The sequence below is a fragment of the Streptoverticillium reticulum genome, from assembly GCF_047456005.1.
GTDB classification, from domain to species: Bacteria; Actinomycetota; Actinomycetes; order Streptomycetales; family Streptomycetaceae; genus Streptomyces; species Streptomyces reticulum.
In genome coordinates this window covers 1,791,164-1,814,622 of sequence record NZ_CP179755.1, presented here as the reverse complement: position 1 = coordinate 1,814,622, position 23,459 = coordinate 1,791,164, and the positions used below count along the sequence as shown (strand labels likewise).

The window sequence follows — 23,459 nt, the reverse complement described above, 5'->3', positions numbered from 1 at the left end:
CATGACCACCAGAGGAGAGACCGTGACTTCGGCGATCCCAGCTGTCGACACCGCGGGCGTGAACGCCCTGCTGGAGCGCGGACGGGCGCTTGCCGCACCGGTACTGCGTGAGGCCGTGGGCCGGCTCGTGCCGCCCATGGACGCCGTCGCCGCCTATCACTTCGGCTGGATCGACGCCGAGGGCCGCCCGGCACACGGCGACAGCGGCAAGGCCGTGCGCCCCGCCCTGGCGCTGCTCTCGGCCGAGGCCGCGGGCGCCGAGCCCCGGGTGGGTGTGCCGGGCGCCGTCGCGGTGGAGCTCGTGCACAACTTCTCGCTGCTGCACGACGACCTGATGGACGGCGACGAGCAGCGCCGCGGCCGGGAGACCGTGTGGAAGCTGCACGGCCCCGCGCAGGCCATCCTCGTCGGCGACGCCCTCTTCGCGCTGGCGAACGAGCTGCTGCTGGAGCTGGGCACCGTCGAGGCCGGCCGGGCCACCCGCCGGCTGACCACCGCCACCCGCAAGCTCATCGACGGCCAGGCCCAGGACATCTCCTACGAGCACCGTGAGCGGGTCACCGTCGCCGAGTGCCTGGAGATGGAGGGCAACAAGACCGGTGCCCTGCTGGCCTGCGCCGCCTCGATCGGTGCCGTCCTCGGCGGCGCCGACGACAAGACCGCCGACGTCCTGGAGTCCTACGGCCACCACCTCGGCCTCGCCTTCCAGGCCGTCGACGACCTGCTCGGCATCTGGGGCGACCCGGCGGCCACCGGCAAGCAGACCTGGAGCGACCTGCGCCAGCGCAAGAAGTCGCTCCCGGTGGTCGCCGCCCTCGCGGCCGGCGGCCCCGCGTCCGAGCGGCTCGCCGGGATCCTCGCCGCCGACGCGAAGCTCACGGACGCCCAGCTCGCCGACTTCGACGAGGAGGAGTTCGCCTCCCGCGCGGCGTTGATCGAGGAGGCGGGCGGCCGGGAGTGGACCTCCCGGGAGGCCCGCCGCCAGTACGCCACCGCGATCGAGGCCCTCAACGGAGTCGACATGCCCGCAGAGGTCCGGGCGCAGCTCGTCGCGCTCGCCGACTTCGTCGTCGTACGGAAGAGATGACCACGGAAGAGATGGCTACGGAGAGATGATTCCCATTCACCCGATCTAGCGCGCAGTCGCCGGCCGGTGCCCCGTGCGGCACCGGCCGACGCAACCCCGAAGTACGGCAGTCAGCAGTACGGCATTGACGTAACTCACTGCAATAAGGGGAAGCCATGACAGCGACGACCGACGGCACCGGGGCGTATCCGCCCCGCGCTGCCGAGGCCGGACACAGCACGACCGCCGAGCCCCTGCCCGCGGCCGCGGGGGCGGCGAAGACGCACGAGGCCGCAGAGCGGGCCGCGGCCCGCGCCATCGAACACCTGTTGTCCAGGCAGGACGAGCAGGGGTGGTGGAAGGGCGACCTGGAGACCAACGTCACCATGGACGCCGAGGACCTGCTGCTCCGTCAGTTCCTGGGCATCCGGGACGAGGAGACCACCCGCCGCGCCGCCCGCTGGATCCGCTCCCAGCAGCGCCCGGACGGCACCTGGGCCACCTTCCACGGCGGGCCCGCCGAGCTCTCCGCGACCGTCGAGGCCTATGTCGCCCTCCGGCTCGCGGGGGACGGACCCGAAGCGCCGCACATGGCCGCCGCCTCCGGCTGGGTCCGCGAGCAGGGCGGTATCGCCGCCACCCGGGTCTTCACCCGGATCTGGCTGGCCCTCTTCGGCTGGTGGAGCTGGGACGATCTCCCCGAACTCCCGCCGGAGATCATCTACTTGCCGAAGTGGTTCCCGCTCAACATCTACGCCTTCGGCTGCTGGGCCCGGCAGACCATCGTGCCGCTCACCGTCGTCGCGGCCCACCGCCCCGTGCGCCCCGCGCCGTTCGGCCTCGACGAGCTGCACACCGACCCGCGCCGGCCCAACCCGCCACGCCCGCTCGCGCCGGCCGCCAGCTGGGACGGCTTCTTCCAGCGCCTGGACAAGGCGCTGCACCTCTACCACAGGTTCCCCATCGGCGCGTTGCGCCGCTCCGCCGTCAACTCCGCGGCGCGCTGGATCGTCGAGCGCCAGGAGAACGACGGCTGCTGGGGCGGGATCCAGCCGCCCGCCGTCTACTCGATCATCGCGCTGCACCTCCTCGGCTACGACCTCGACCACCCCGTGCTGCGTGCCGGGCTCGAGTCGCTGGACCGTTTCGCCGTTCCGCGCGAGGACGGCGAGGCCCGGATGATCGAGGCCTGCCAGTCCCCGGTCTGGGACACCTGTCTCGCGGCCGTGGCCCTCGTCGATGCCGGAGTGGCGCCCGACCACCCGGCGCTGGTCAAGGCGGCCGACTGGATGCTCGACGAGCAGATCCTGCGCTCCGGGGACTGGGCCGTGCGGCGGCCCGAACTTCCCCCGGGCGGCTGGGCGTTCGAGTTCCACAACGACAAGTACCCCGACATCGACGACACCGCCGAGGTGATCCTCGCCCTGCGGCGCATCGCCCACCCCGACCCGCGGCGCGTCGAGACGGCACTCCAGCGCGCCGCCCGCTGGACGCTGGGCATGCAGTCGAAGAACGGGGCCTGGGGCGCCTTCGACGCCGACAACACCAGCAAGTTCCCCGACCGGCTGCCGTTCTGCGACTTCGGCGAGGTGATCGACCCGCCGTCCGCCGACGTCACCGCGCACGTGGTCGAGATGCTCTCGGTCCTCGGCAGGGAGCACGACCCGCGCACCCGGCGCGGCATCACCTGGCTGCTGGCCGAACAGGAGCCCAGCGGCGCCTGGTTCGGCCGCTGGGGCGTCAACTACCTGTACGGCACCGGGTCCGTGGTCCCCGCCCTGGTGGCCGCCGGGCTCCCCGTCGCGCACCCCGCGATCCGCCGGGCCGTGGACTGGCTGGGCGGCGTGCAGAACCCCGACGGCGGCTGGGGCGAGGACCTGCGCTCCTACCGCGACCCGGAGTGGATCGGCCGCGGCGCCTCCACCGCCTCGCAGACCGCATGGGCCCTGATGGCCCTGCTCGCCGCGGGCGAGCGGGAGAGCGAGGCCGTCGCCCGGGGCGTGGCCTGGCTCGCCGACACCCAGCGCGAGGACGGCTCCTGGGACGAGCCGTACTTCACGGGAACCGGCTTCCCGTGGGACTTCTCCATCAACTACCACCTGTACCGACAGGTGTTCCCGCTCACCGCGCTCGGCCGGTACCTGCACGGCGAACCGTTCGCCGTGGACCGGGCACAGGAACCACGGGAGAGCTGATGGCCCCCGGCACGGGCACGCCCGCCCCCGCACCGCTGCTGATCGCCTGCGCGCTCGGCATCGAGCGCCTCGCCCTGCGCGGCGGCACGGGCGGCGCGGCCGGGCCCGTGACCGTGCTCCGCACCGGCATGGGCCCCCAGGCGGCGGACCGTGCCGTGACCCGGGCCCTCGCCGAGGGCGGTCCGCTGCGGGAGGCGGCCGTGATCGCCACCGGCTTCTGCGCCGGCCTCGCCCCGGGCATGCACCCGGGCGACCTGGTCGTCGCCGACGAGACCCGCGACGGGGAGGGCCGCACCGAGTGCCTCGGCTCCGAGATCCTCGCCAAGGAGCTCGCCCGTGCCGTCCCCGGCCGCGTCATCCACACCGGGCCGCTGGTCGGCTCGGACCACGTCGTGCGCGGCGCGGAGCGCGCCGGACTGCACGCCTCCGGCGCACTCGCGGTGGACATGGAGTCCGCCGCCACGCTCCGAAGCGCGGTGAGGACGGGTCCGCGCCCGGTTGCGGCCGTCCGGGTGGTCGTGGACGCTCCAGAACATGAACTCGTCCGAATCGGGACCTTGCGGGGTGGAATATCAGCTTTCCGCGTACTCCGCACCGTCCTTCCGGCTTTTTTCGAATGGCACCGTTCTTTGCTGCTCCCCAGGAGGTGAGCCAGATGGCCATGCCGCTCCGCCAGACCATCAGGGTCGGGACCTATCTCTTTGAACAGAAGCTCCGGAAGCGCGACAAGTTTCCGCTGATCGTCGAGCTCGAACCGCTCTTCGCCTGCAACCTCAAGTGCGAGGGCTGCGGGAAGATCCAGCATCCGGCGGGCGTGCTGAAACAGCGGATGCCCGTTGCGCAGGCGGTCGGCGCGGTGCTGGAGTCGGGTGCGCCGATGGTGTCCATCGCGGGCGGCGAGCCACTGATGCATCCGCAGATCGACGAGATCGTGCGGCAGTTGGTGGCCCGGCGGAAATACGTCTTCCTCTGCACCAACGCGTTGCTGATGCGGAAGAAGATGGAGAAGTTCAAGCCCTCTCCCTATTTCGCGTTCGCGGTGCACATCGACGGGCTGCGCGAGCGGCACGACGAATCCGTTGCGAAGGAGGGCGTCTTCGACGAGGCGGTGGAGGCGATCAAGGAGGCCAAGCGGCGCGGCTTCCGGGTCACCACCAACTCCACTTTCTTCAACACCGACACCCCGCAGACCGTCATCGAGGTGCTCAACTTCCTCAACGACGAGCTGAAGGTGGACGAGATGATGATCTCGCCCGCCTATGCCTACGAGAAGGCTCCCGACCAGGAGCACTTCCTGGGCGTCGACCAGACCCGCGAGCTCTTCCGCAAGGCCTTCGCGGGCGGCAACCGCGGCCGCTGGCGGCTCAACCACAGCCCGCTCTTCCTCGACTTCCTGGAGGGCAAGGCGGACTTCCCGTGCACCGCATGGGCCATCCCCAACTACTCGCTCTTCGGCTGGCAGCGACCCTGCTACCTGATGAGCGACGGCTACGTGCCCACCTACCGGGAGCTCATCGAGGACACCGAGTGGGAGAAGTACGGGCGCGGCAAGGACCCGCGGTGCGCCAACTGCATGGCCCACTGCGGCTACGAGCCCACGGCGGTGCTGGCCACCATGGGCTCGCTCAAGGAGTCCCTGCGCGCCGCCCGGGAGACCGTCTCCGGGAACCGGGGCTGAGCGCCGTGACCACGCGTGAACCGGTCGGGCTCGGACTGCCGTCCGTCCCGGCCCGGTTGGCCGTCCGCCGTGTCAGCCGGAGGATCCAGGTCGGGTCCGTGGCCGTCGGTGGTGACGCTCCGGTATCGGTCCAGTCGATGACGACCACGCGGACGTCCGACATCGGTGCGACGCTGCAGCAGATTGCGGAGCTGACGGCGTCGGGCTGCCAGATCGTGCGGGTGGCGTGTCCGACGCAGGACGATGCGGATGCGCTGAAGGTGATCGCGGCGAAGTCGCAGATCCCGGTGATCGCGGATATCCACTTCCAGCCCAAGTACGTGTTCGCCGCGATCGACGCGGGCTGTGCGGCGGTGCGGGTGAATCCGGGCAACATCAAGCAGTTCGACGACAAGGTCAAGGAGATCGCCAAGGCGGCCTCCGAGGCGGGCACCCCGATCCGTATCGGTGTGAACGCGGGTTCGCTGGACCGGCGGCTGCTGGAGAAGTACGGCAAGGCCACGCCCGAGGCGCTGGTGGAGTCGGCTTTGTGGGAGGCGTCGCTGTTCGAGGAGCACGGTTTCCGTGACATCAAGATCTCGGTCAAGCACAACGACCCGGTGGTGATGGTCAACGCCTACCGGCAGCTGGCCGCGCAGTGCGACTACCCGCTGCACCTGGGTGTCACCGAGGCCGGTCCGGCTTTCCAGGGCACGATCAAGTCGGCGGTGGCGTTCGGTGCGCTGCTGAGCGAGGGCATCGGCGACACCATCCGCGTCTCGCTGTCCGCGCCGCCGGCGGAGGAGGTCAAGGTCGGCATCCAGATCCTGGAGTCGCTCAACCTGCGCCAGCGCCGTCTGGAGATCGTCTCCTGCCCCTCCTGCGGCCGTGCGCAGGTGGATGTGTACAAGCTGGCGGACCAGGTGTCGGCGGGTCTGGAGGGCATGGAGGTCCCGCTGCGGGTTGCGGTCATGGGCTGTGTCGTCAACGGTCCCGGTGAGGCCCGCGAGGCGGACCTGGGTGTGGCGTCCGGCAATGGCAAGGGGCAGATCTTCGTGAAGGGCGAGGTCATCAAGACCGTGCCGGAGTCGAAGATCGTCGAGACCCTCATCGAAGAGGCGATGAAGATCGCCGAGCAGATGGAGACACAGGGCACCACCGCTTCCGGCACGCCCGCCGTCACCGTGGTCTGACCGGGGAGCCCGAACGAGCAAGGCCGACAGAGGAGGAGGGGGCCGCCGTGTCGTTGCTGGAGAACATCCGCAGTCCGCGGGATCTGAAGGCGCTGGACACCGAGGACCTGACCGAACTCGCCGAGGAGATCCGCCACTTCCTGGTCCACGCCGTGGCCAGGACCGGCGGTCACCTCGGCCCCAACCTGGGCGTGGTGGAGCTCACCATCGCCCTGCACCGCATCTTCGACTCGCCCGCCGACCGCATCCTGTGGGACACCGGACACCAGTCGTACGTGCACAAACTGCTCACCGGCCGCCAGGACTTCTCCAAACTCCGCGGCAAGGGGGGCCTGTCCGGCTACCCGTCGCGCGCCGAGTCCGAGCACGACGTCATCGAGAACAGCCACGCCTCGACCGTCCTGGGCTGGGCCGACGGCCTCGCCAAGGCCAACCAGGTGCTGGGCCGCTGGAACCGCCACGTCGTCGCCGTCATCGGCGACGGGGCACTGACCGGCGGCATGGCCTGGGAGGCACTGAACAACATCGCGGCCGCCAAGGACCGTCAGCTGATCATCGTCGTCAACGACAACGAGCGCTCCTACGCGCCCACCATCGGCGGCGTGGCCAACCACCTCGCCACCCTGCGCACCACCGACGGCTACGAGCGGATGCTGTCCTGGGGCAAGGACCTGCTGGAGCGCACCCCCGTCGTCGGCAAGCCGCTGTACGAGTCGCTGCACGGCGCGAAGAAGGGCTTCAAGGACGCCTTCGCCCCGCAGGGCATGTTCGAGGACCTGGGCCTGAAGTACCTCGGCCCCATAGACGGCCACGACATCACCGCCGTCGAGTCGGCGCTGCGCCGCGCCAAACGGTTCCACGGGCCCGTCCTGGTGCACTGCCGCACCCAGAAGGGGCGCGGCTACCAGCCCGCCCTGGAGGACGAGGCGGACCGGTTCCACTCGGTCGGGGTGATGAACCCGCTCACCTGCCAGCCGCTGTCCCCGTCCGCCGGCCGCTCGTGGACCTCGGTCTTCGGCGACGAGATGGTGCGGATCGGGGCCGAGCGGCCCGACGTGGTGGCGATCACCGCGGCCATGCTGCACCCCGTGGGCCTGACCAGGTTCGCCGAGGCCTACCCGGACCGGGTGTGGGACGTGGGCATCGCCGAGCAGCACGCCGCCGTCTCCGCCGCGGGCCTGGCCACGGGCGGCCTGCACCCGGTCGTCGCCGTGTACGCGACCTTCCTCAACCGCGCCTTCGACCAGGTCCTGATGGACGTCGCCCTGCACAGGTGCGGCGTGACGTTCGTCCTGGACCGCGCCGGGGTCACCGGCACCGACGGCCCGTCGCACAACGGCATGTGGGACATGTCGGTCCTCCAGGTCGTCCCCGGCCTGCGGATCGCCGCGCCCCGCGACGCCGCCCAGCTGCGCGCCCAGCTGCGCGAGGCCGTCGCGGTCGAGGACGCCCCGACCGTGGTGCGCTATCCCAAGGCGAACGTGGGCGAGGACATCCCCGCCGTCGGCCGGGCCGGCGGCATGGACGTGCTCGCCGCCCCCGAGGCCCCCGGCGCAGACGTCCTGCTGGTCGGGGTCGGCACGATGGCCCGGGTCGCCCTGGACGCCGCCGACCTGCTCGATGCGCGCGGCACCACCTGCACCGTCGTCGACCCGCGCTGGGTCAAGCCGGTCGACGAGGCGCTGCCCGCGCTCGCCGGGCGGCACCGCCTGGTCGCCGTGATCGAGGACAACAGCCGTACGGGCGGCGTCGGATGGGCCGTCGCCCAGGCCCTGCGCGACGCCGGCACGGACCTGCCCGTACGGACCTTCGGCATCCCCGAGCAGTTCCTGGCGCACGCCAAGCGCTCCGAGGTGCTGGCGGACCTGGGGCTCACCCCGGCCGAGATCGCCGGACGGATCAGCGTCGCCCTGGCCGGCCCGGCGGCAGCCGTGCCGGAACCCCTGGCGGCGACCGAGGAGAAGAGCAACGCATGACCGACGGGAGAACACCCGGCTTCGACATCGGCCGGCTGCTGGCCGTGCGCGGCGCGGAACGGTACGAGCTGCACGCCCGGTACCTGAACCACCAACTGCCCCGCATGCTGCACACGATCGGCTTCGACAAGGTCTACGAGCGGGCCGAGGGCGCGTACTTCTGGGACGCCGACGGCCTGGACTACCTGGACATGCTGGCCGGGTTCGGCGTGATGGGCCTGGGCCGGCACCACCCGGTCGTCCGCCAGGCGCTGCACGACGTCCTCGACGCCTCGCTCGCCGACCTCACCCGCTTCGACTGCCCGCCGCTGCCCGGACTGCTGGCCGAGAAGCTGCTGACGTACGCCCCGCACCTGGACCGGGTGTTCTTCGGCAACAGCGGCACCGAGGCGGTGGAGACCGCGCTGAAGTTCGCCCGCCGGGCCACGGGCCGGTCCAGGGTGCTGTACTGCACGCACGCCTTCCACGGGCTGACGACGGGCTCGCTGTCCGTCAACGGCGAGGACGGCTTCCGGGACGGTTTCGGCCCGCTGCTGCCGGACACGGCCGTCCCGCTCGGCGACCTCGGGGCGCTGGAGCGGGAGCTCAGGCGCGGCGACGTGGCGGGCTTCGTCGTCGAACCGATCCAGGGCAAGGGCGTGCACGCGGCCCCGCCCGGATTCCTGCGCGCCGCACAGGAGTTGCTGCACCGGCACAAGGCGCTGCTCATCGCGGACGAGGTGCAGACCGGCATCGGGCGCACCGGCGACTTCTTCGCCTACCAGCACGAGAGCGGTGTCGAACCGGACCTGGTGTGCGTGGCCAAGGCCCTCTCCGGTGGCTATGTGCCGGTCGGTGCGACGCTCGGCAAGGACTGGATCTTCAAGAAGGTCTACTCCTCGATGGACCGGGTGCTCGTCCACTCGGCGAGCTTCGGCTCCAACGCCCAGGCCATGGCGGCCGGTCTGGCGGTGCTCTCGGTCATGGAGGACGAGAACGTCGTCGCCCGGGCCCGGGAGACCGGCGAGCGGCTGCGGAGCCGGCTGGCGGCGCTCGTCGACAAGTACGAGCTGCTGCACGAGGTGCGCGGCCGCGGCCTGATGATCGGCATCGAGTTCGGCCGCCCGAAGTCGATGGCCCTGCGCACCCGTTGGGCGATGCTGCAGGCGGCGCGCAAGGGCCTGTTCGCGCAGATGGTGGTGGCGCCGCTGCTGCAGCGGCACAGGATCCTCACCCAGGTCTCCGGCGACCACCTGGAGGTCATCAAGCTCATCCCGCCACTGATCATCGGGGAGCGGGAGGCGGACCGCTTCGTGGACGCCTTCACGGCGGTCATGGACGACGCCCACAACGGCGGCGGACTGATGTGGGACTTCGGCCGCACGCTGGTGAAGCAGGCGGTGGCGGGGCACTGACGGTGCCTTATGCGGCTCCGCCGCGTGGGCGCGACCAGGTGCCCCGTCAGGGGCGCTGGGGGCACCTCCCAGCGGTAGCTGGGGGAGGAACTGCGCGACCAGTCCCACCGGCCCGCAGCCGACGCACCACTCCAGGGGCCCGGGGCGCAGCCCCGGGACGTCGGCTGCGGGCGCGTCGTGGCCGATCGCGCAGTTCCCCGCGCCCCCTTGGGGCACTGTCAGTCCGTGAGCAGCCGCTTCTGCAGCAGCTCCTGCATCTCCGGAGTGAGCCCGAGTCCCTCGGCGAGGTAGCGCCCGGTCGTCCCCCAGGTCTCCTCGATCGCGGCGAACGCCGCCGCCAGGTACTCCGCCCGCGCCTCGAACAGCGGCGAGAGCAGCTCCGTCACCTCGGCCTCGGTGGCCGGGTCCACGTCCTGGCGGCGCTGCACCGTGTAGCGGCGGTGCGGGGCGTTCGACTCCAGGTAGTCGGCCTCGACGGCCTCGGCCGGCACCCCGAGGGCGAGCAGGGTCGCCATGACCGACAGGCCCGCGCGGTCCTTCCCGGCGGAGCAGTGCATCAGTGCCGGCACCGCGTCCTGGGCGAGGGTGTGCAGGACGCGGCCGTGCTCGGCGGTGCGGGTGGTGACGATCTCGCGGTACGAGGCCGTCATCCGGCCCGCGGCCCGCCCTCCGGAGAGGGCGGCCCGCAGCCGGTCCAGGCCGCCCTCCCGGACCATCCGCCAGAACTCGCCGCCGTCGGCCGGGTCGCTGAGCGGGAGGTTGACGTTCCGCACCCCCGGCAGCGCGATGTCCTCGCCCTCCAGCCTGATGTCCGCCGCGTTGCGGAAGTCGAAGACCGTGTGCAGGCCCAGGGAGCCGAGGAACTCGGCGTCCTCCGCGGTGGCGCGGGCGAGATGGCCGCTGCGGAAGAGCACGCCGGGCCGCACCTGCCGCCCGTCGGCGGCCGGCAGCCCGCCCAGGTCACGGAAGTTGCGGACACCCGCCAGCGCGGGTTCGGTGTGCGGGACGTACGGGGTCTGCGTCACGGGCGCTCCTCAGATGTCGGCTCCGGGCCCGCCGATCGTATTCCCGTGGTGCCGGTTTTTGTCGGGGTGGGATACATCACGGCACGTCAACCCCTGGTTACGGTGGCGTAGGTCACTCCGAAAGGTGAAAGATGCACTGACGTGGCAGACGATTCGAAATCCATCAGCAAGAGCGCTATCGGGTCGTACGCAGCAGTCGGGGACAGCTTCACCGAGGGCGTCGGGGACCCGGGGCCCGACGGTACCTTCGTCGGCTGGGCCGACCGACTCGCCGTACTCCTCTCAGACCGGCAGGAAGAACACACCTTCCGGTACGCCAACCTCGCCGTCCGTGGCCGCCTCCTGGATCAGATCGTGGAGGAGCAGGTCCCCCGGGCCAGGGAGCTCGGTCCCGACCTCGTCACCTTCTGCGCCGGCGGCAACGACATCCTGCGCCCCGGCGGCGACCCGGACGACGTGGCCGAGCGCTACGAGGCGGCCGTCGTCCAGCTCGCCGAGTCCGTCGGCACGGTGCTGCTGTGCACCGGCTTCGACACCCGGGGCATGCCGGTGTTCCGGCACCTGAGGGGCAAGATCGCGACGTACACCGCCCATGTGCGGGCCATCGCCGACCGGCACGGCTGCCCGGTGCTCGACCTGTGGTCGCTGCGCTCGGTGCAGGACCGGCGCGCCTGGAGCGACGACCGCCTGCACCTCTCCGCCGACGGCCACACCCGGGTGGCCCTGCGCGCCGCGCAGGTGCTCGGCCTGGAGGTGCCCGCCGACCCGGACCAGCCGTGGCCCGCGGAGGAGGAGCGCTCGGCCGCCGAGGTGCGCCGGGACAACATCCACTGGGCGCGCGAGCACCTGGTGCCCTGGATCGGGCGCCGGCTGCGGGGGGTGTCCTCGGGCGACCACGTGGAGCCGAAGCGGCCGGACCTTCTGCCGCTCTGAACCATGGCGCCCCGTAACGCGCCCCGTAAGGGGTGCGGGGAACTGCGCGACCAGCCACGACGCACCTGCAGTTGAAGTCCCGGGGCTTCGCCCCGGCCCTGGGGGCAGTGCGTCGGCTGCAGGCCGTCGGTGGCTGAGTGCGCAGTTCCCCGCGCCCCTTACGGGGCGCACCGGTGCGGCAGATCGGCCCAGACGACACGGCCCCGGCCGCTGTCGTCGGGTCTGACCCCCCAGGCCTGTGACAACGCGCCCACCAGCAGCAGTCCGCGCCCGCTCTCCTCGTCCGCCCCGCTGCACCGCACCCTCGGCTCGGTCGGGGTGTGCCCCTGGTCCGTGACCTCTATGCGCAGCGCCGCACCGCTGATCCGCAGCTGACAGCTGACCTTGTCGCTGTCGGTGTGCCGCACCGCGTTGGTGAACAGCTCCGACACCACCAATTGGGCGTCGTCGCACGCCATTTCGTCGATGCCCCACTCCTGCAGCCTGGCGAGGACGCGTCGTCGCGCCTCCGCCACCGAGGTGTTGAGCGCCGGAAAGTGGAATGCGTCCTGCAGGCGGCCGGCAAGGGAGCTGCCGCGGCGCCCGAGCAAGGGTGCGTCAGGGGAGGGGGCCACTCCGTAACTATGTGCGATGCGGCTCATGTGTGGCAAGGTTCAATCTGCAAATTGCAGAATCGCAAAGACAGTCTGTCGGCTCCGGTTGGCCGCGTGGCAGACTGCTGGCATATGACGGCAGTTGGAGGGGGTGGACAGTGGCGGAGTCGCGTGCTGCGGGCGCTCCGACCGTCCTGCGGGTCGTCCTCGGCAAGCGGCTGCAGGAGCTGCGCGAAAAGGCCGGGCTCTCCTTCGAGGAGGCGGGCCGCGCTCTCGACGTCACCCACGCCACGGTCCGCAGAATGGAAAAGGCCGAGGTCGGGCTGAAGATCCCCTATGTCGAGAAGCTCCTCGGCCTGTACGGGATCACCGACCGCGAGGAGGTCGAGGGCTTCGTCGCCCTCGCCCGCGAGGCCAACCGTCCCGGCTGGTGGCACCGCTTCCGCGACGTCCTGCCCGAGTGGTTCAGCGCGTTCGTCGCTCTGGAGGGAGAGGCCAATCTCATCCGGGCGTACGAACCGCACTACGTCCCCGGCCTGTTGCAGACCGAGGACTACGCGCGTGCCGTGCTCCGCGCCGGCATGCCGCACGCCCCCGACGCCGACGTCGAGCGCGCGGTGGCCGTCCGCCGCGAGCGCCAGGGCCTGCTCCGCCGGGAGAAGGCGCCGCTGCTGTGGGTCGTCATGGACGAGACCGTGCTGCGCCGCCCCATCGGCGGCCCGGACGTCATGCGTGCGCAGGTCGACCGGCTGATCGAGGCCACCGAACTGCCCGCCGTGCGGCTGCAGATCATGCCGTTCGCCGCCGGGCCGCACCCGGCGATGTACGGGCCCTTCCACATCTTCCGGTTCCCGATCCAGGAGCTTCCGGACATCGCCTGCGCCGAAAACCTCGTCGGCGCCTCGTACTTCGACCAGCGCGAGGACGTCTCGGCCTTCCTGGAGGCCCTGGACCGCATGTGCGCGCAGGCCGCGCCGCCCCACACCACCAAGGCCATCCTGGGTGGCATTCGTAAGGAGATCTGAACCATGGATCCGGACCGGGTCTACAACGGCATGCCCGCCACCGACCTCGGCACCGAGGGCTGGAGCAAGCCGTGGAGCGGCGGCAACGGGGGCAGCTGCGTCGAGGCGATGCGACTGGTGGACGGCAGAGTGGCGCTGAGGCAGTCGACGGACCCCGAGGGGCCCGCCCTGATCTACACGCGCCACGAGATGGAGACCTTCATCCGGGGGGCGAAGGCCGGCGAGGCCGACTTCCTGCTCACCGGCACACCGCAAGGGAGCCCCGCATGACCGAGCACGGCGTGGAGGGCCTGGGCGGCTACGGCCCGGGCGTGACCGAACGGGGCTTCCCCGCGGCCGAGATCGACACGAGCCGGCCGCACCCGGCCCGGATGTACGACTACTACCTCGACGGCTGGGACAACTACGAGGTCGACCGCATCGCCGCCGAGCGCGTCATCGAGGCCCACCCCCAGGTGCGGCTGTCCGCCCGCGCCAACCGGGCCTTCCTGCAGCGGGCCGTGCGGGACGCGGTGCGCGGCGGCATCCGCCAGATCATCGACATCGGCACCGGGATCCCCACGTCCCCCAACACCCACGAGGTGGCACGGGAGGCGGCCGAGGGCGTCCGCGTCGCCTACGTCGACAACGACCCGATCGTGGCCACCCACGCCGGGGCCAAGCTGACCGACGCGGGCAACGCCGGCTTCGCCCTCGCCGACGTCCGGAAGCCCGAAACGATCCTGCAGCACCCGGTCGTCCGCGAACTGATCGACTTCTCCGAGCCGGTGGCGCTGCTGCTCGTCGCCGTCCTGCACTTCGTCAAGGACGAGGAGGACCCGGCGGGCATCGTCGCCACCCTCGGCGCCGCACTCCCCGCGGGCAGCCGGCTCGTCCTCTCGCACGCCACGCAGGAGCCCTACGAGGGGTACGAGCCGGGGCGGGTCGACACGGCGGCGCGGGACGGCGTCGTCAACGTCTACAAGAACGCCACCGCCGCGCTCACCCTGCGCGACCGCGTCGCCGTCGAGCCGCTCTTCGGGGAGTTCGCGCTCCTCGAACCCGGCCTGGTCCGGGTGCCGTTGTGGCGCCCGGACGGCCCGGTGCCCGGCGCGGAGGAGCTCAACAACACCATCTTCTACGGGGGCGTGGGGCTCAAGGCCTGAGCGGGCGCGCAGGGATCGCGCAGCTGTCCTTGAACCCCTGCGCGGTCAGCCCCAGCGCCGAGTTGAAGCGCGAGCGCTGGTTCTCCACCGCCACCATCATGGTCAGCTCCACGAGCCCCGCGTCCCCGAGCCGCGTGCGCAGCCGCTCTGCCAGCGCGTCCCCGACGGCCGGCGGGGTGGCGGACATCGCCTCGGCGTACTCCAGGACGTCGCGTTCCAGCGGCGTGTAGACGTCGCTGTCGCGCCAGCGCGGCACGTCCTGCAGCTTCTCGTGGGACACGCCGTGGTTGCGGCTCGCCCAGTAGCCGAAGTCCGTGCACCACGAGCAGCCGATGGCCACCGCCGACGCCAGCACGGCGAGGTCCTTCAGCCCCGGGTCGAGCTTGTTCCAGCGGGCGAGCGACAGCTCGAAGCGGGAGGTGGTGAACAGCACCCCGCGGTGCCGCGCGTACGCCATCAGCGGGTCGAGGACCTTGCCGTAGGTGCGCCTGCTGTACCAGCGCAGGATGCGGTTGAGGGGAGTGTCGGGAAGGTCGAGCGGGATGCGGGCCATGGCCGGTGCCTCCTCGGCGGCGTGCTGCGGTCGCTGTCACCGGTACGACGGACGGGCCCGCCCGGAGTGTGACACCCCTCGGATCTACGCTGGCCGCATGGACGGTGAACTGTTCCCGCGGCCCCGGGCCGAGGTCGCACCGGGGGCCGTGCACGTCCCCGGCTGGCTGGATCCGCCCGCCCAGCGCCGGCTGCTGGACGCCTGCCGCGAGTGGGCCGCGCCGCCCGCCGGCCTGCGCACGGTCCGCATGCCCGGCGGCGGCGAGATGTCGGTGCGCTCGGTGTGCCTGGGCTGGCACTGGTTCCCCTACGGCTACGCCCGCACCGTGGTCGACGGCGACGGTGCGCCCGTGAAGCCGTTCCCGGAGTGGCTCGGCGAGCTGGCCCGGGACGCCGTGGCCGAGGCGTACGGGGATGCGTACGGGGATGCGTACGGGGATGCGTACGGGGATGCGTACGTGCAGGAGAAGGGCGCCGAGCCCTACGACATCGCGCTCGTGAACTTCTACGACGGCAAGGCCAGGATGGGCATGCACCGCGACAGCGACGAGAAGTCCGCCGCCCCCGTGGTCTCCCTCAGCCTCGGCGACACCTGCGTCTTCCGGTTCGGGAACGTGAGCGACCGCGGCCGCCCCTGGACGGACGTGGAGCTGCGCAGCGGGGACCTGTTCGTCTTCGGCGGCCCGTCCCGCCTGGCCCACCACGGCGTTCCCCGTACCTTCCCCGGCACGGCCCCGCCCGCCCTCGGCCTCGACGGACGGCTGAACGTCACCCTCCGGGTGAGCGGCCTGATAATGGGGTGACCCGTCTTCGCCTGCCTGGAGGTGCCGTGACCGGCTCCCGCCTGCCCCGTTCACCGCTCGACGCCCTGCGCCCGGCCGCCTTCGGGGCGGACCCGGCGGGGGAGCGGATGGCGCGCATCAGGCGGTCGCCGCACTTCGCGGACGGCGTGTTCGTCAACCCGGCCGGCGCGGCCCGGCCGTCGTCGCGCTCGATGCTCGCCTTCCTGCCCACCTACTTCCGCAAGGAGGAGCGCGTCCGCCGGGCCCCCGCCCACGCCGTGCCCGTCCACCCCACGACCGTCGCCGACCTGGCCGTGCCCGCCGCCTCCGGGCTGCGGCTGACCTGGATGGGCCACTCCAGCGTGCTGGCCGAGATCGACGGCGGCCGGGTGCTGTTCGACCCCGTGTGGTCCGAGCGCTGCTCCCCCTTCGCCCTCGCCGGCCCCCGGCGGCTGCACCCCGTGCCCGTACCGCTGGCCGAGACGGGCCCGCTGGACGCGGTGGTGATCTCCCACGACCACTACGACCACCTGGACATGCCGACCGTCCGCGCCCTCGCCCGCACCGGCGCGGCCTTCGTCGTCCCCCTCGGCGTCGGGGCGCACCTGGAGCACTGGGGCGTCCCGGCGGACCGCATCACCGAACTCGACTGGCACGAGTCGACGCGCATCGGCGAACTCACCTTCACCGCCACCCCCGCCCGGCACTTCTGCGGCCGTGCGCTGCGCAACACCCAGCACACGCTGTGGGCTTCGTGGGTCGTGGCCGGCCCGGAGCACCGGATCTTCCACAGCGGCGACACCGGTTACTTCGCCGGATTCGCGGACATCGGCGCCGAGTTCGGGCCGTTCGACGCGACCATGGTGCAGATCGGTGCGTACAGCGAATTCTGGCCGGACATCCACATGACGCCCGAGGAGGGTGTGCGCGCCCATTCCGACCTGCAGTGCGGTGCCCCGGAGGCGGGTGTGCTGCTGCCCATCCACTGGGGTACGTTCAACCTCGCCCCGCACCCCTGGGAGGAGCCGGCCGAGGGCACCGTGGCCGCCGCCCGGCGCAGTGGTGCGCGGGTGGCCGTGCCGCGGCCCGGGCAGCCGTTCGAGCCGGTCAACGGCCTGCCGCTGGAGCCGTGGTGGCGCGCTGCAGCGGTCCCGCCGGAGGGAGGATGGGCCCCGCTCGCCGAGGCCGCGACGGGCGAGGCCGAGGTCGTTCTCCAGGCGTAGTGCGGGGGTTGGGCGCGGGGCGTCGGGAGTGGCTCGTTCTCATGGGTCACTCCTGACATCTCTTGTCACGCGAGCGGGCTTCCCGTTTCAATGCCCGGCAACGGTTAGGAAACTTTCCTGACAAGCCACCCGGGAAACGGAGATCCGCATGCTCGCGAGCACGTGGAAGAAGACCACCCCCATCGCCGCGATCGGTGCGGCCCTCGTCCTCCCCGCCACCCTCGCCCTCGGCGGCGTGGGCCAGGCGGCCGCGGCGGAGCACGGACTCCGGGACGCCTCCGCCACCGCCCATGTGCGCGCCCAGGGTGCCGGGCTCGACGACCCGCGCAAGAAGGACATCGCCATGCAGCTGGTGTCCAGCGCGGAGAACTCCTCGCTCAAGTGGCGGGACCAGTTCAAGTACATCGAGGACATCAAGGACGGCCGCGGCTTCACCGGCGGCATCATCGGCTTCACCTCGGGCACCGGCGACATGCTCGAACTCGTCGAGCGCTACACCAAGCAGAAGCCGGACAACCCGCTCGCCAAGTACCTCCCCGCCCTGCGCAAGGTCAACGGCAGCGACTCCACCTCCGGTCTGGGCAGCGCCTACAAGGCCGCCTGGGAGAAGGCCGCCCTGGAGGACAAGACCTTCCGCGACTGCCAGGAGGCCGAGCGCGACCGCGTCTACTTCAACCCTGCCGTCGACCAGGCCCGCAAGGACGGCCTGCGCACGCTCGGCCAGTTCGCCTACTACGACGCGATCGTCATGCACGGCCCCGGCGACAGCAAGGACAGCTTCGGCGACATCCGCAAGCACGCCCTGACCAAGGCCAAGACCCCGGCCCAGGGCGGCGACGAGAAGACCTACCTCAACGCCTTCCTCGACGCCCGCAAGACGGCCATGAAGCACGAGGAGGCGCACAGCGACACCAGCCGCGTCGACACCGAGCAGCGCGTCTTCCTCGACAACGGCAACTTCGAGCTGCAGCCGCCGCTGAAGTGGAAGGTGTACGGCGACTCGTACCAGATCAACGAGTGACGCACCACACCACAGCACCCCCGGCCGCCCGTCTGCGCACCGCGCAGACGGGCGGCCGTCACACGGGCCTCAGTACAGCCCTCAGTGCAGCTCCATGTCGCAGCAGGAGTCCCGGCGCAGCTGCTGCCCCACCGCCTCCCAGCCGCCGTGCGGATGCGGCTGCCGCGCCGCCGGGGCCACGGCGTGCCCGTACGCCCCGACCAACTCCCGCTGCTCGTAGAGCACTCCGCCGCGCAGCACCGACGGCGTCCGCACGAGCACGTCGAAGTCGTCGAACGGATCGCCGTCGACCACCGTGACGTCGGCGAGCTTGCCCGCCTCCAGCGTGCCCAGGTCCCGCTCCGCGCCGTACGCGCGCGCCGCCAGCACCGTCGCCGTGCTCAGCGCCTGGGCCGGCGACAGGCCGTAGCGGTGCAGGGCCCGCAGGCCCATGTGCAGCGAGAGGCCTACGGGCACCAGCGGGGCGTCCGTGCCCAGGGCGACGATCCCGCCCTCGGTCAGGACCCGGCGGTAGACTTCGACCTCCCGGCCGAGCGCGCCCAGTTCGTCCTCCGTGGGCGCACGGCCCGCCGTCTTCTGCACCAGGGCGACGTCCCACGGCGGCATCAGCTGCGTCACCCGCGGATCCTCCGCGAGCGCCGGTTCACTGCCCACCAGCGGCACCGAGGTGAAGACGGTCGCGACCATGTGGAAGTTCACGCCCCGGGCGGTGTAGATCTCCGCGAGGTCCTCGTACGAGCGACCCGTGGCCGACGTGGCGTGACCGAACTCCAGCCGCTGCGTGGCCTGCAAGTGGGTCGTCAGGTCCTGCCCCAGCTGGACACCTGGCGTGCACAGGTGACTTCCGCTGCGCACCCCCAGCCGCTCGTGCGCGAACCGCGCCGCCTCCTCCATGATCCAACCCGGGGCGCGCACATAGGTCTTGACGAAGTCCCAGTCCAGCGCCGTGGCGCGGGACAGCGACCGGCGCAGCCCCTCGCGCGTGCGGTGCGCGCGGCCCATGCTGTACGCGACGCGCGGACCGTCCAGCAGCTCGCCCGTGGCCAGCAGCCGCGGCCCCGCCAGCGCACCGGCGGCCACGGCCTCGCGGATCCGGGCCTGCTCGTAGGCGAAGCCGCCGAGGGAGACGGCCGTGGTGATGCCGTAGGCCAGCTGCAGCGCGGTCTGCCGGCCGCCGTAGGTGTACTGCCAGGGGTGCGTGTGCGCGTCCCAGAGCCCCGGGATCACCGTCTGCCCGGACGCGTCGATCGTGCGCACGGCGGCCCGGTGCGCCCGGTGCGGCTCGACGGCGGCGATGCGGCCGTTGCGGATCACCAGGTCGACGTCCTCGCGCACCGCCGGGCCCATGCCGTCCCAGAGCCGTCCGGCGTGCACGACGGTGTCGGCTGGGGTGGGCCGCCGGTAGTCGAGCCTGACGGGGAGCGTGCGGACGGAGCCGTCGCCCGTGTCCAGCAGCCGCAGCCGCCCGGCCGACAGGTAGAGGATCTTCCGGGAGTCCGCCGACCAGGAGGGATGGTCGGCGGCCTCGTCCGTCAGCCGCCGCGGCTCCCCGTCCGGGGTGCCGTCGGGCCGCACGGGCAGCAGCCACAGCGCCGACTCGACGATCACCGCCATCGAGCGGCCGTCGGGGGACCAGACGGGCCCGGAGTCGTAGCGGTCGGAGACCGAGGCGTGCGGGGCGACCGCGTACAGCCGGGCGGTGCCGGTCGTGGTGTCGACGACCCGGATCAGGTTGTAGCCCTCGCGGAAGCGCTGGTTGAGGCGGTTCCGGTCGCACAGCGCCACGAAGCGCCCGTCCGGCGACCAGCTCGGCCGCCCGGGCAGCCCGCCCGCACCCATCGGCGCCGCGAGCACCTGCTCCGTACCGGCCGCCAGATCGCGGACGATCAGGTTGCCCGAGAGGTCCAGGCACGCCAGCCGGGTGCCGTCGGGGGAGAGCGCCGGGTGCACCCGGCCGCCGCCCGCGAGCACGGTCTCCGTGCCGGAGGCCAGGTCACGGCGGCGCACGGCGAGCAGCCCGTCGCGGTCGTCGGCGTAGATCAGCGACTTGCCGTCGCGCGACCAGGAGGGTTCGAGGACGTAGCGGGTGGGGTCGGCCTGCACGACCTTGCGCGGCCGGCCGACGCCCTTGCCGCCCTTGCCCCCCTTGTCGCCCGAGATGTCCGCGATCCAGAGGGAGTTGAGCGCGGCGAAGGCCACCTGCCGCGCGTCCGGCGACAGCGCGGGCAGATGCACGGAACGGACCTGCCCCGTGCCGCCGACGGCGACGTCGTACTGCTTGACCTTGTAGCGCGGCCGGTCGACGGGCAGCTTGGCGACGAAGGGAATCGTGGTGCGGTCTGCTTTCGGTGCCGACGGCCGGAGCACGGTGAACTGCCCGCCGACGGTGACCAGCAACTCGTCGCGCGAGATCCAGCGCGGGGGAACGGGCTCCAGGTCCCCGTCGAGCGGCACGGCCTCCCCGTCCACCACCAGCGTGCAGGTGGCGGCGGGCGCGGGGGTGGTCCGCAGGCAGGCCAGCCGCCCGGCGGGGGAGAGGGCCGGCGTCATCAGCTGCGCCGCCGTGGTGTCCGTGTACTCGGCACGGACCGGCCCGGTGCCGTCGGCCGGCACGGACGCCACCGTGTGCGCCTCCAGCGCGCTGCCGGGGGCCGCGACCCGGCCGCGGACGAACCAGAGCCGCTTGCCGTCCGGCGACCAGACGGGGTCGAAGTCCTCCCAGGCGCCGTCCTGCGCCGGGCCCTCCTGGCCGGACAGGCCGGTGACCTGGTGCAACGCACCCGTACGGACGTCCACGGTCCAGATCCGGTACGGGCTGCCCGCGACCGGGTCGCCCGCGCGCTCGGAGGCGAAGGCGATACGGGTGCCGTCCGGCGACCAGGACGGTCCGCGGTCGTCCCAGGGCCCGTCGGTGAGCTGATGCAGGCCCGAGCCGTCGGGGCGCAGCGTCCAGATATGGAACCCGCCGCCCCGGTACGCACAGACCGCGAGCCGCCGCCCGTCCGGGGAGTACACGGGCCGGGTGGGCTCCAGGTCGGGCGGGGTGATGGCGACGGCGTCCCCGCCCTTGCGGGGAACGGACCACAGGACGTTCTGCACCTCGGCGATCAGCCGGTCACCGGAAGGGGAGAGGGAGGCGGAGCCGTTGGTGGCTGAGGTGAAGGAGAGGGTGGGCGTGGTGGCGGTGGCTGCGGTGGTGCCTGGGGTGGCGGTGACGGCCGCTACCGCGTCCGTGGGCAGCGCGGCAGCGGCACCGGCCACGGCGGCGGTACCGGCGGCTGCCTGCAGGAATCTGCGCCGGGACAGGGGGGACGGCTCGGTTCCGGTGGGGCCGGTGGTGTCCAACAGTCCTCCTGCGGCAGGGGAGTTGCAAACGGCGAACCCCTGATGGTGGCACGGGGGGCTGGTGCAAGGTCAACACCGCGGGGGACGGTTGATCGCGGGGCCGGTGGACGATCTTCTCGAATTTGTGTCCGAATTGAGTGGGTGCGGGGCCGGAACGTGCCGCCCGGGGCCCGGCGGCCCCGTCCGGGGCCGGAAACGGTGCGCGACCACCACCTGAAGTGCGGTATTGTTCTCATGCGCGGTCGGCAAGGGCGAAAGCCCAGGTCGGACAAGCACCGGGACGTGGCGCAGTTTGGTAGCGCACTTGACTGGGGGTCAAGGGGTCGTGGGTTCAAATCCCGCCGTCCCGACCAGCGATTTCGCAGGTCGGAGGCCGTTTCCTCGTAGTGAGGGAACGGCCTTTCTGGTGTTGTGTCGGTTTGTGGTCGCAGTGTGGTCGCACGTCCTCACTGCTATCGGGGCTGTTCGGCGGAAAGTCCCTGTGCTGGTGGGTTGTCTGATGATGGTCATCTGGTTGTGCAGCTGTGGGACGTGGTCGCAACGCGGTCGCGCGCCCGGGCGGGGTGTGGGGGAGTGGGCGGCCGGTCGGCCTGGGCGAGGGTTTGATCGATGACGTCAACGGCTTCGCGGGCGGCTTGAGCGGTCAGGCGACTGTAGACATTCGCGGTCGTGGAGAGCGTCGAGTGCCGCAGAGTCTTCGGCACCACGGTGAGCGGAACGCCGGCGTTGATCGAGATCGTGGCCGACAGGTGCCGGAGATCATGGATCGTTGTACGGGAGACGCCCGCTTTCCGGCAGAGCAGGTGGAACCGGTTGAGGACGTACTCCGGGTGGAGCGGTCGGCCGTCGGGCCTGTGGAACACGAAATCGCCTTCGAGCCCTGCCATCGTTGACGGGCGTCTGTCCGGGGCGCGGTGGTGGAGGCGGTGGCGACGCGGCCGGAGACGGCGCCCCAGTTCCTGCTGCTCCTGGTCTTGGGCGTGGTGATCACGAGGCGGTTGTTGTCGATCGCGGAGAGCGTCGCGTGTATGTGGAGGACGCGCTGGTCGAGACGGACGTCGCCCCAGTGCAGGGCGAGTGCTTCTCCCTTGCGGATGCCGGTGCCGATGAGGACCTCGACAAGATCGGCCATGAGTGGATCGGCCGTGTGGCAGTACCGCAGGAAGGCGACAGCCTCGTCGACGGTCCAGATGTGACGTTCGGCGGCTGCGAGCCGGGGGATGATCGTGGGCCGTGCGGGGTTGTGGTCGAGCCGGTGGTGCCGGACTGCCTCGCCGAGTGCGCTCGACAAGGTGGCGAGGATCCGGTGGACGGTGACCGCACCCCGGCCGTGGGAGAGCTGGGTCCGTACGAAGCCGCGATGTGACCGTAGCCGAGATCGTCGAGCTTGATCTTCCCGAGCGCGGGGACGAGGTCGTTCTCGATGTAGGCGCGGTAGCGGACGGTGGTCGTCGGCTTCAAGGCCATGGCCTTGGCCTGGAGCCAGGCGGCCAGGTAGTCGGCGACCGTTTGGTTCGGGTCGGCGAGGAGACCCGCGCCGGCGGTGTCGATCAGGCGCCGCAGGGACTGTGCCGCGGTGTCCCGGTCGGGGAAGCCGCCACGACGGACGGTGTGACGCCCCGGAGCGCACTGAGGGATATCGACGGCGAACGTCCATGTGCCGTGATCAGGATTGGCGAAGAGGCGTGGACAGCGTGATCCGAGCTGCTTGTGTAGCTGATCCCGGCAGCTGCAGCGCTGGTAGACGCGCCCCCGAGAAACGGCGGAGCGCATGGTCGCCAACGTCGACACCGGCAACCGGCAGGCGACGGTCAATCCCCACTACGGCAGCATCCACTGGCCCGTCAGCCTCGGCTCCCTCCAAGCAGCGGCCGGGCCACGGAAGTTCACTACCCATGCCGACAACAGCAGTCGGCTGCTCGACGTCTACCGCGGGAAGAACGTCAAGGGCACCCATGTGATCAGCCACCACGCCACCGGCGGTGCCAACCAGCGCTGGACGCTGCGAGCCGTCGGCCGCAGGGGCGATTCGGGGCAGCCGCTGTACAAGCTGGTCAGCGCCCAGGGCGGCAAGTGCCTCGACGTCAAAAGGTTGGCTGCCGGACACTCCGACGGTGATGCAGCGGCCTTCGCGAAGTCGACTTGGACCGCCTTCGTCGGCAACATCGGCTCGGTTGTGGTCGTGGAGACCAGCGTTCCATGGTGAGTTCGGCTGCTCGCGGTCGGCCCCCCGATGCAGTCGGTCGCGGGCGTCCTCGGTCCGCGGGTGTCTCCTCGGCGCATGTCCACGTGCGCGGCCGAGTATGTTGGCCGGGGCAACCGCGGTGCGGGTTC

22 protein-coding genes and 1 tRNA gene are annotated in these 23,459 nt (G+C 71.7%); 17 read left to right on the top strand and 6 right to left on the bottom strand.

Annotated features, from left to right (window positions below; translation table 11 throughout):
• Position 1 precedes the first annotated feature (1 nt).
• The 7 genes from ACMATS_RS08155 to ACMATS_RS08125 all read left to right on the top strand — a co-directional run bounded on the left by ACMATS_RS08155 (position 2) and on the right by ACMATS_RS08125 (position 9,481).
• On the top strand, positions 2-1,087 hold the full coding sequence (locus ACMATS_RS08155) for a polyprenyl synthetase family protein (RefSeq protein ID WP_391154715.1): 1,086 nt from the start codon (positions 2-4) through the stop codon (positions 1,085-1,087).
• 155 nt (positions 1,088-1,242) lie between these two features.
• On the top strand, positions 1,243-3,261 hold the full coding sequence (gene shc / locus ACMATS_RS08150; RefSeq protein WP_414167480.1) for a squalene--hopene cyclase: 2,019 nt from the start codon (positions 1,243-1,245) through the stop codon (positions 3,259-3,261).
• Positions 3,261-3,911, top strand: coding sequence for a 1-hydroxy-2-methyl-2-butenyl 4-diphosphate reductase (locus ACMATS_RS08145; protein ID WP_336417135.1), 651 nt, complete (start codon positions 3,261-3,263; stop codon positions 3,909-3,911). Before shc ends, ACMATS_RS08145 begins: the two co-directional genes overlap by 1 nt.
• Before the next feature lie 5 nt (positions 3,912-3,916).
• The gene (gene hpnH / locus ACMATS_RS08140; protein WP_414167479.1) at positions 3,917-4,939 is read left to right on the top strand and encodes an adenosyl-hopene transferase HpnH; all 1,023 of its coding nucleotides are present in this window, start codon (positions 3,917-3,919) and stop codon (positions 4,937-4,939) included.
• Between the two features lie 35 nt (positions 4,940-4,974).
• The gene (ispG, locus tag ACMATS_RS08135) at positions 4,975-6,111 is read left to right on the top strand and encodes a flavodoxin-dependent (E)-4-hydroxy-3-methylbut-2-enyl-diphosphate synthase (protein ID WP_414170676.1); all 1,137 of its coding nucleotides are present in this window, start codon (positions 4,975-4,977) and stop codon (positions 6,109-6,111) included.
• Positions 6,112-6,158: 47 nt separating this feature from the next.
• The gene (dxs, locus tag ACMATS_RS08130) at positions 6,159-8,087 is read left to right on the top strand and encodes a 1-deoxy-D-xylulose-5-phosphate synthase (protein ID WP_390779867.1); all 1,929 of its coding nucleotides are present in this window, start codon (positions 6,159-6,161) and stop codon (positions 8,085-8,087) included.
• Positions 8,084-9,481: an aspartate aminotransferase family protein gene (locus tag ACMATS_RS08125; RefSeq protein ID WP_414167478.1), complete on the top strand. Its 1,398-nt coding sequence runs from the start codon at positions 8,084-8,086 to the stop codon at positions 9,479-9,481. The genes dxs and ACMATS_RS08125 overlap by 4 nt, the downstream gene beginning before the upstream one ends.
• Before the next feature lie 218 nt (positions 9,482-9,699).
• Here ACMATS_RS08125 and ACMATS_RS08120 read toward each other — a convergent pair whose 3' ends face one another.
• Positions 9,700-10,506 (bottom strand): tyrosine-protein phosphatase, encoded by an 807-nt coding sequence (locus ACMATS_RS08120; protein ID WP_414167477.1) that lies wholly within the window; start codon positions 10,504-10,506, stop codon positions 9,700-9,702.
• Between the two features lie 141 nt (positions 10,507-10,647).
• On the opposite strand from ACMATS_RS08120, the gene ACMATS_RS08115 reads away from it, so the two are divergent.
• Positions 10,648-11,439, top strand: coding sequence for an SGNH/GDSL hydrolase family protein (locus ACMATS_RS08115; RefSeq protein WP_390779864.1), 792 nt, complete (start codon positions 10,648-10,650; stop codon positions 11,437-11,439).
• A 158-nt stretch (positions 11,440-11,597) separates the two neighbouring features.
• Here ACMATS_RS08115 and ACMATS_RS08110 read toward each other — a convergent pair whose 3' ends face one another.
• Positions 11,598-12,080 carry an ATP-binding protein gene (locus tag ACMATS_RS08110; protein ID WP_390779863.1) on the bottom strand — a complete coding sequence of 161 codons (483 nt, stop codon included), beginning with the start codon at positions 12,078-12,080 and terminating at the stop codon, positions 11,598-11,600.
• Positions 12,081-12,190: 110 nt separating this feature from the next.
• Between ACMATS_RS08110 and ACMATS_RS08105 the strand changes: the two genes are divergently transcribed.
• From ACMATS_RS08105 to ACMATS_RS08095, 3 genes are read left to right on the top strand one after another with little or no spacing between them, the layout of a single operon-like run.
• Positions 12,191-13,057, top strand: coding sequence for a helix-turn-helix domain-containing protein (locus ACMATS_RS08105; protein WP_414167476.1), 867 nt, complete (start codon positions 12,191-12,193; stop codon positions 13,055-13,057).
• 3 nt (positions 13,058-13,060) lie between these two features.
• A complete protein-coding gene (locus ACMATS_RS08100; protein WP_390779861.1) occupies positions 13,061-13,327 on the top strand; it encodes a DUF397 domain-containing protein in 267 nt (88 codons plus the stop codon).
• The gene (locus tag ACMATS_RS08095) at positions 13,324-14,202 is read left to right on the top strand and encodes an SAM-dependent methyltransferase (RefSeq protein ID WP_391154724.1); all 879 of its coding nucleotides are present in this window, start codon (positions 13,324-13,326) and stop codon (positions 14,200-14,202) included. Before ACMATS_RS08100 ends, ACMATS_RS08095 begins: the two co-directional genes overlap by 4 nt.
• Here ACMATS_RS08095 and ACMATS_RS08090 read toward each other — a convergent pair.
• A complete protein-coding gene (locus ACMATS_RS08090) occupies positions 14,192-14,755 on the bottom strand; it encodes a carboxymuconolactone decarboxylase family protein (RefSeq protein ID WP_390779859.1) in 564 nt (187 codons plus the stop codon). The two genes, ACMATS_RS08095 and ACMATS_RS08090, sit on opposite strands and share 11 nt — an antisense overlap.
• Positions 14,756-14,852: 97 nt before the next feature.
• Between ACMATS_RS08090 and ACMATS_RS08085 the strand changes: the two genes are divergently transcribed.
• From ACMATS_RS08085 to ACMATS_RS08075, 3 genes are all read left to right on the top strand, one after another.
• Entirely contained in the window at positions 14,853-15,557 is a 705-nt protein-coding gene (locus tag ACMATS_RS08085) for an alpha-ketoglutarate-dependent dioxygenase AlkB family protein (protein ID WP_414167475.1), read from the top strand.
• A gap of 26 nt (positions 15,558-15,583) precedes the next feature.
• Entirely contained in the window at positions 15,584-16,759 is a 1,176-nt protein-coding gene (locus ACMATS_RS08080) for an MBL fold metallo-hydrolase (protein ID WP_390779857.1), read from the top strand.
• Positions 16,760-16,907: 148 nt separating this feature from the next.
• Complete coding sequence (locus ACMATS_RS08075) at positions 16,908-17,780, top strand: chitosanase (RefSeq protein WP_390779856.1); 873 nt, start codon at positions 16,908-16,910, stop codon at positions 17,778-17,780.
• An 81-nt stretch (positions 17,781-17,861) separates the two neighbouring features.
• On the opposite strand, the gene ACMATS_RS08070 is transcribed toward ACMATS_RS08075, so the two are convergent.
• The gene (locus tag ACMATS_RS08070; protein WP_414167474.1) at positions 17,862-21,125 is read right to left on the bottom strand and encodes an amidohydrolase family protein; all 3,264 of its coding nucleotides are present in this window, start codon (positions 21,123-21,125) and stop codon (positions 17,862-17,864) included.
• Positions 21,126-21,401: 276 nt separating this feature from the next.
• Here ACMATS_RS08070 and ACMATS_RS08065 point away from each other — a divergent pair.
• Positions 21,402-21,478 (top strand) — tRNA-Pro (locus tag ACMATS_RS08065).
• Positions 21,479-21,631: 153 nt separating this feature from the next.
• Here ACMATS_RS08065 and ACMATS_RS08060 read toward each other — a convergent pair.
• Both ACMATS_RS08060 and ACMATS_RS08055 read right to left on the bottom strand, forming a co-directional pair.
• Positions 21,632-22,012 carry a tyrosine-type recombinase/integrase gene (locus ACMATS_RS08060; RefSeq protein ID WP_414167473.1) on the bottom strand — a complete coding sequence of 127 codons (381 nt, stop codon included), beginning with the start codon at positions 22,010-22,012 and terminating at the stop codon, positions 21,632-21,634.
• 100 nt (positions 22,013-22,112) lie between these two features.
• Positions 22,113-22,592 carry a hypothetical protein gene (locus ACMATS_RS08055; protein WP_414170675.1) on the bottom strand — a complete coding sequence of 160 codons (480 nt, stop codon included), beginning with the start codon at positions 22,590-22,592 and terminating at the stop codon, positions 22,113-22,115.
• Between ACMATS_RS08055 and ACMATS_RS08050 the strand changes: the two genes are divergently transcribed.
• On the top strand, positions 22,488-22,823 hold the full coding sequence (locus ACMATS_RS08050; RefSeq protein WP_414170873.1) for a hypothetical protein: 336 nt from the start codon (positions 22,488-22,490) through the stop codon (positions 22,821-22,823). The two genes, ACMATS_RS08055 and ACMATS_RS08050, sit on opposite strands and share 105 nt — an antisense overlap.
• Before the next feature lie 73 nt (positions 22,824-22,896).
• Positions 22,897-23,331, top strand: a complete 435-nt coding sequence (locus ACMATS_RS08045; protein WP_414167472.1) for an RICIN domain-containing protein — start codon at positions 22,897-22,899, stop codon at positions 23,329-23,331.
• Positions 23,332-23,459: the final 128 nt, after the last annotated feature.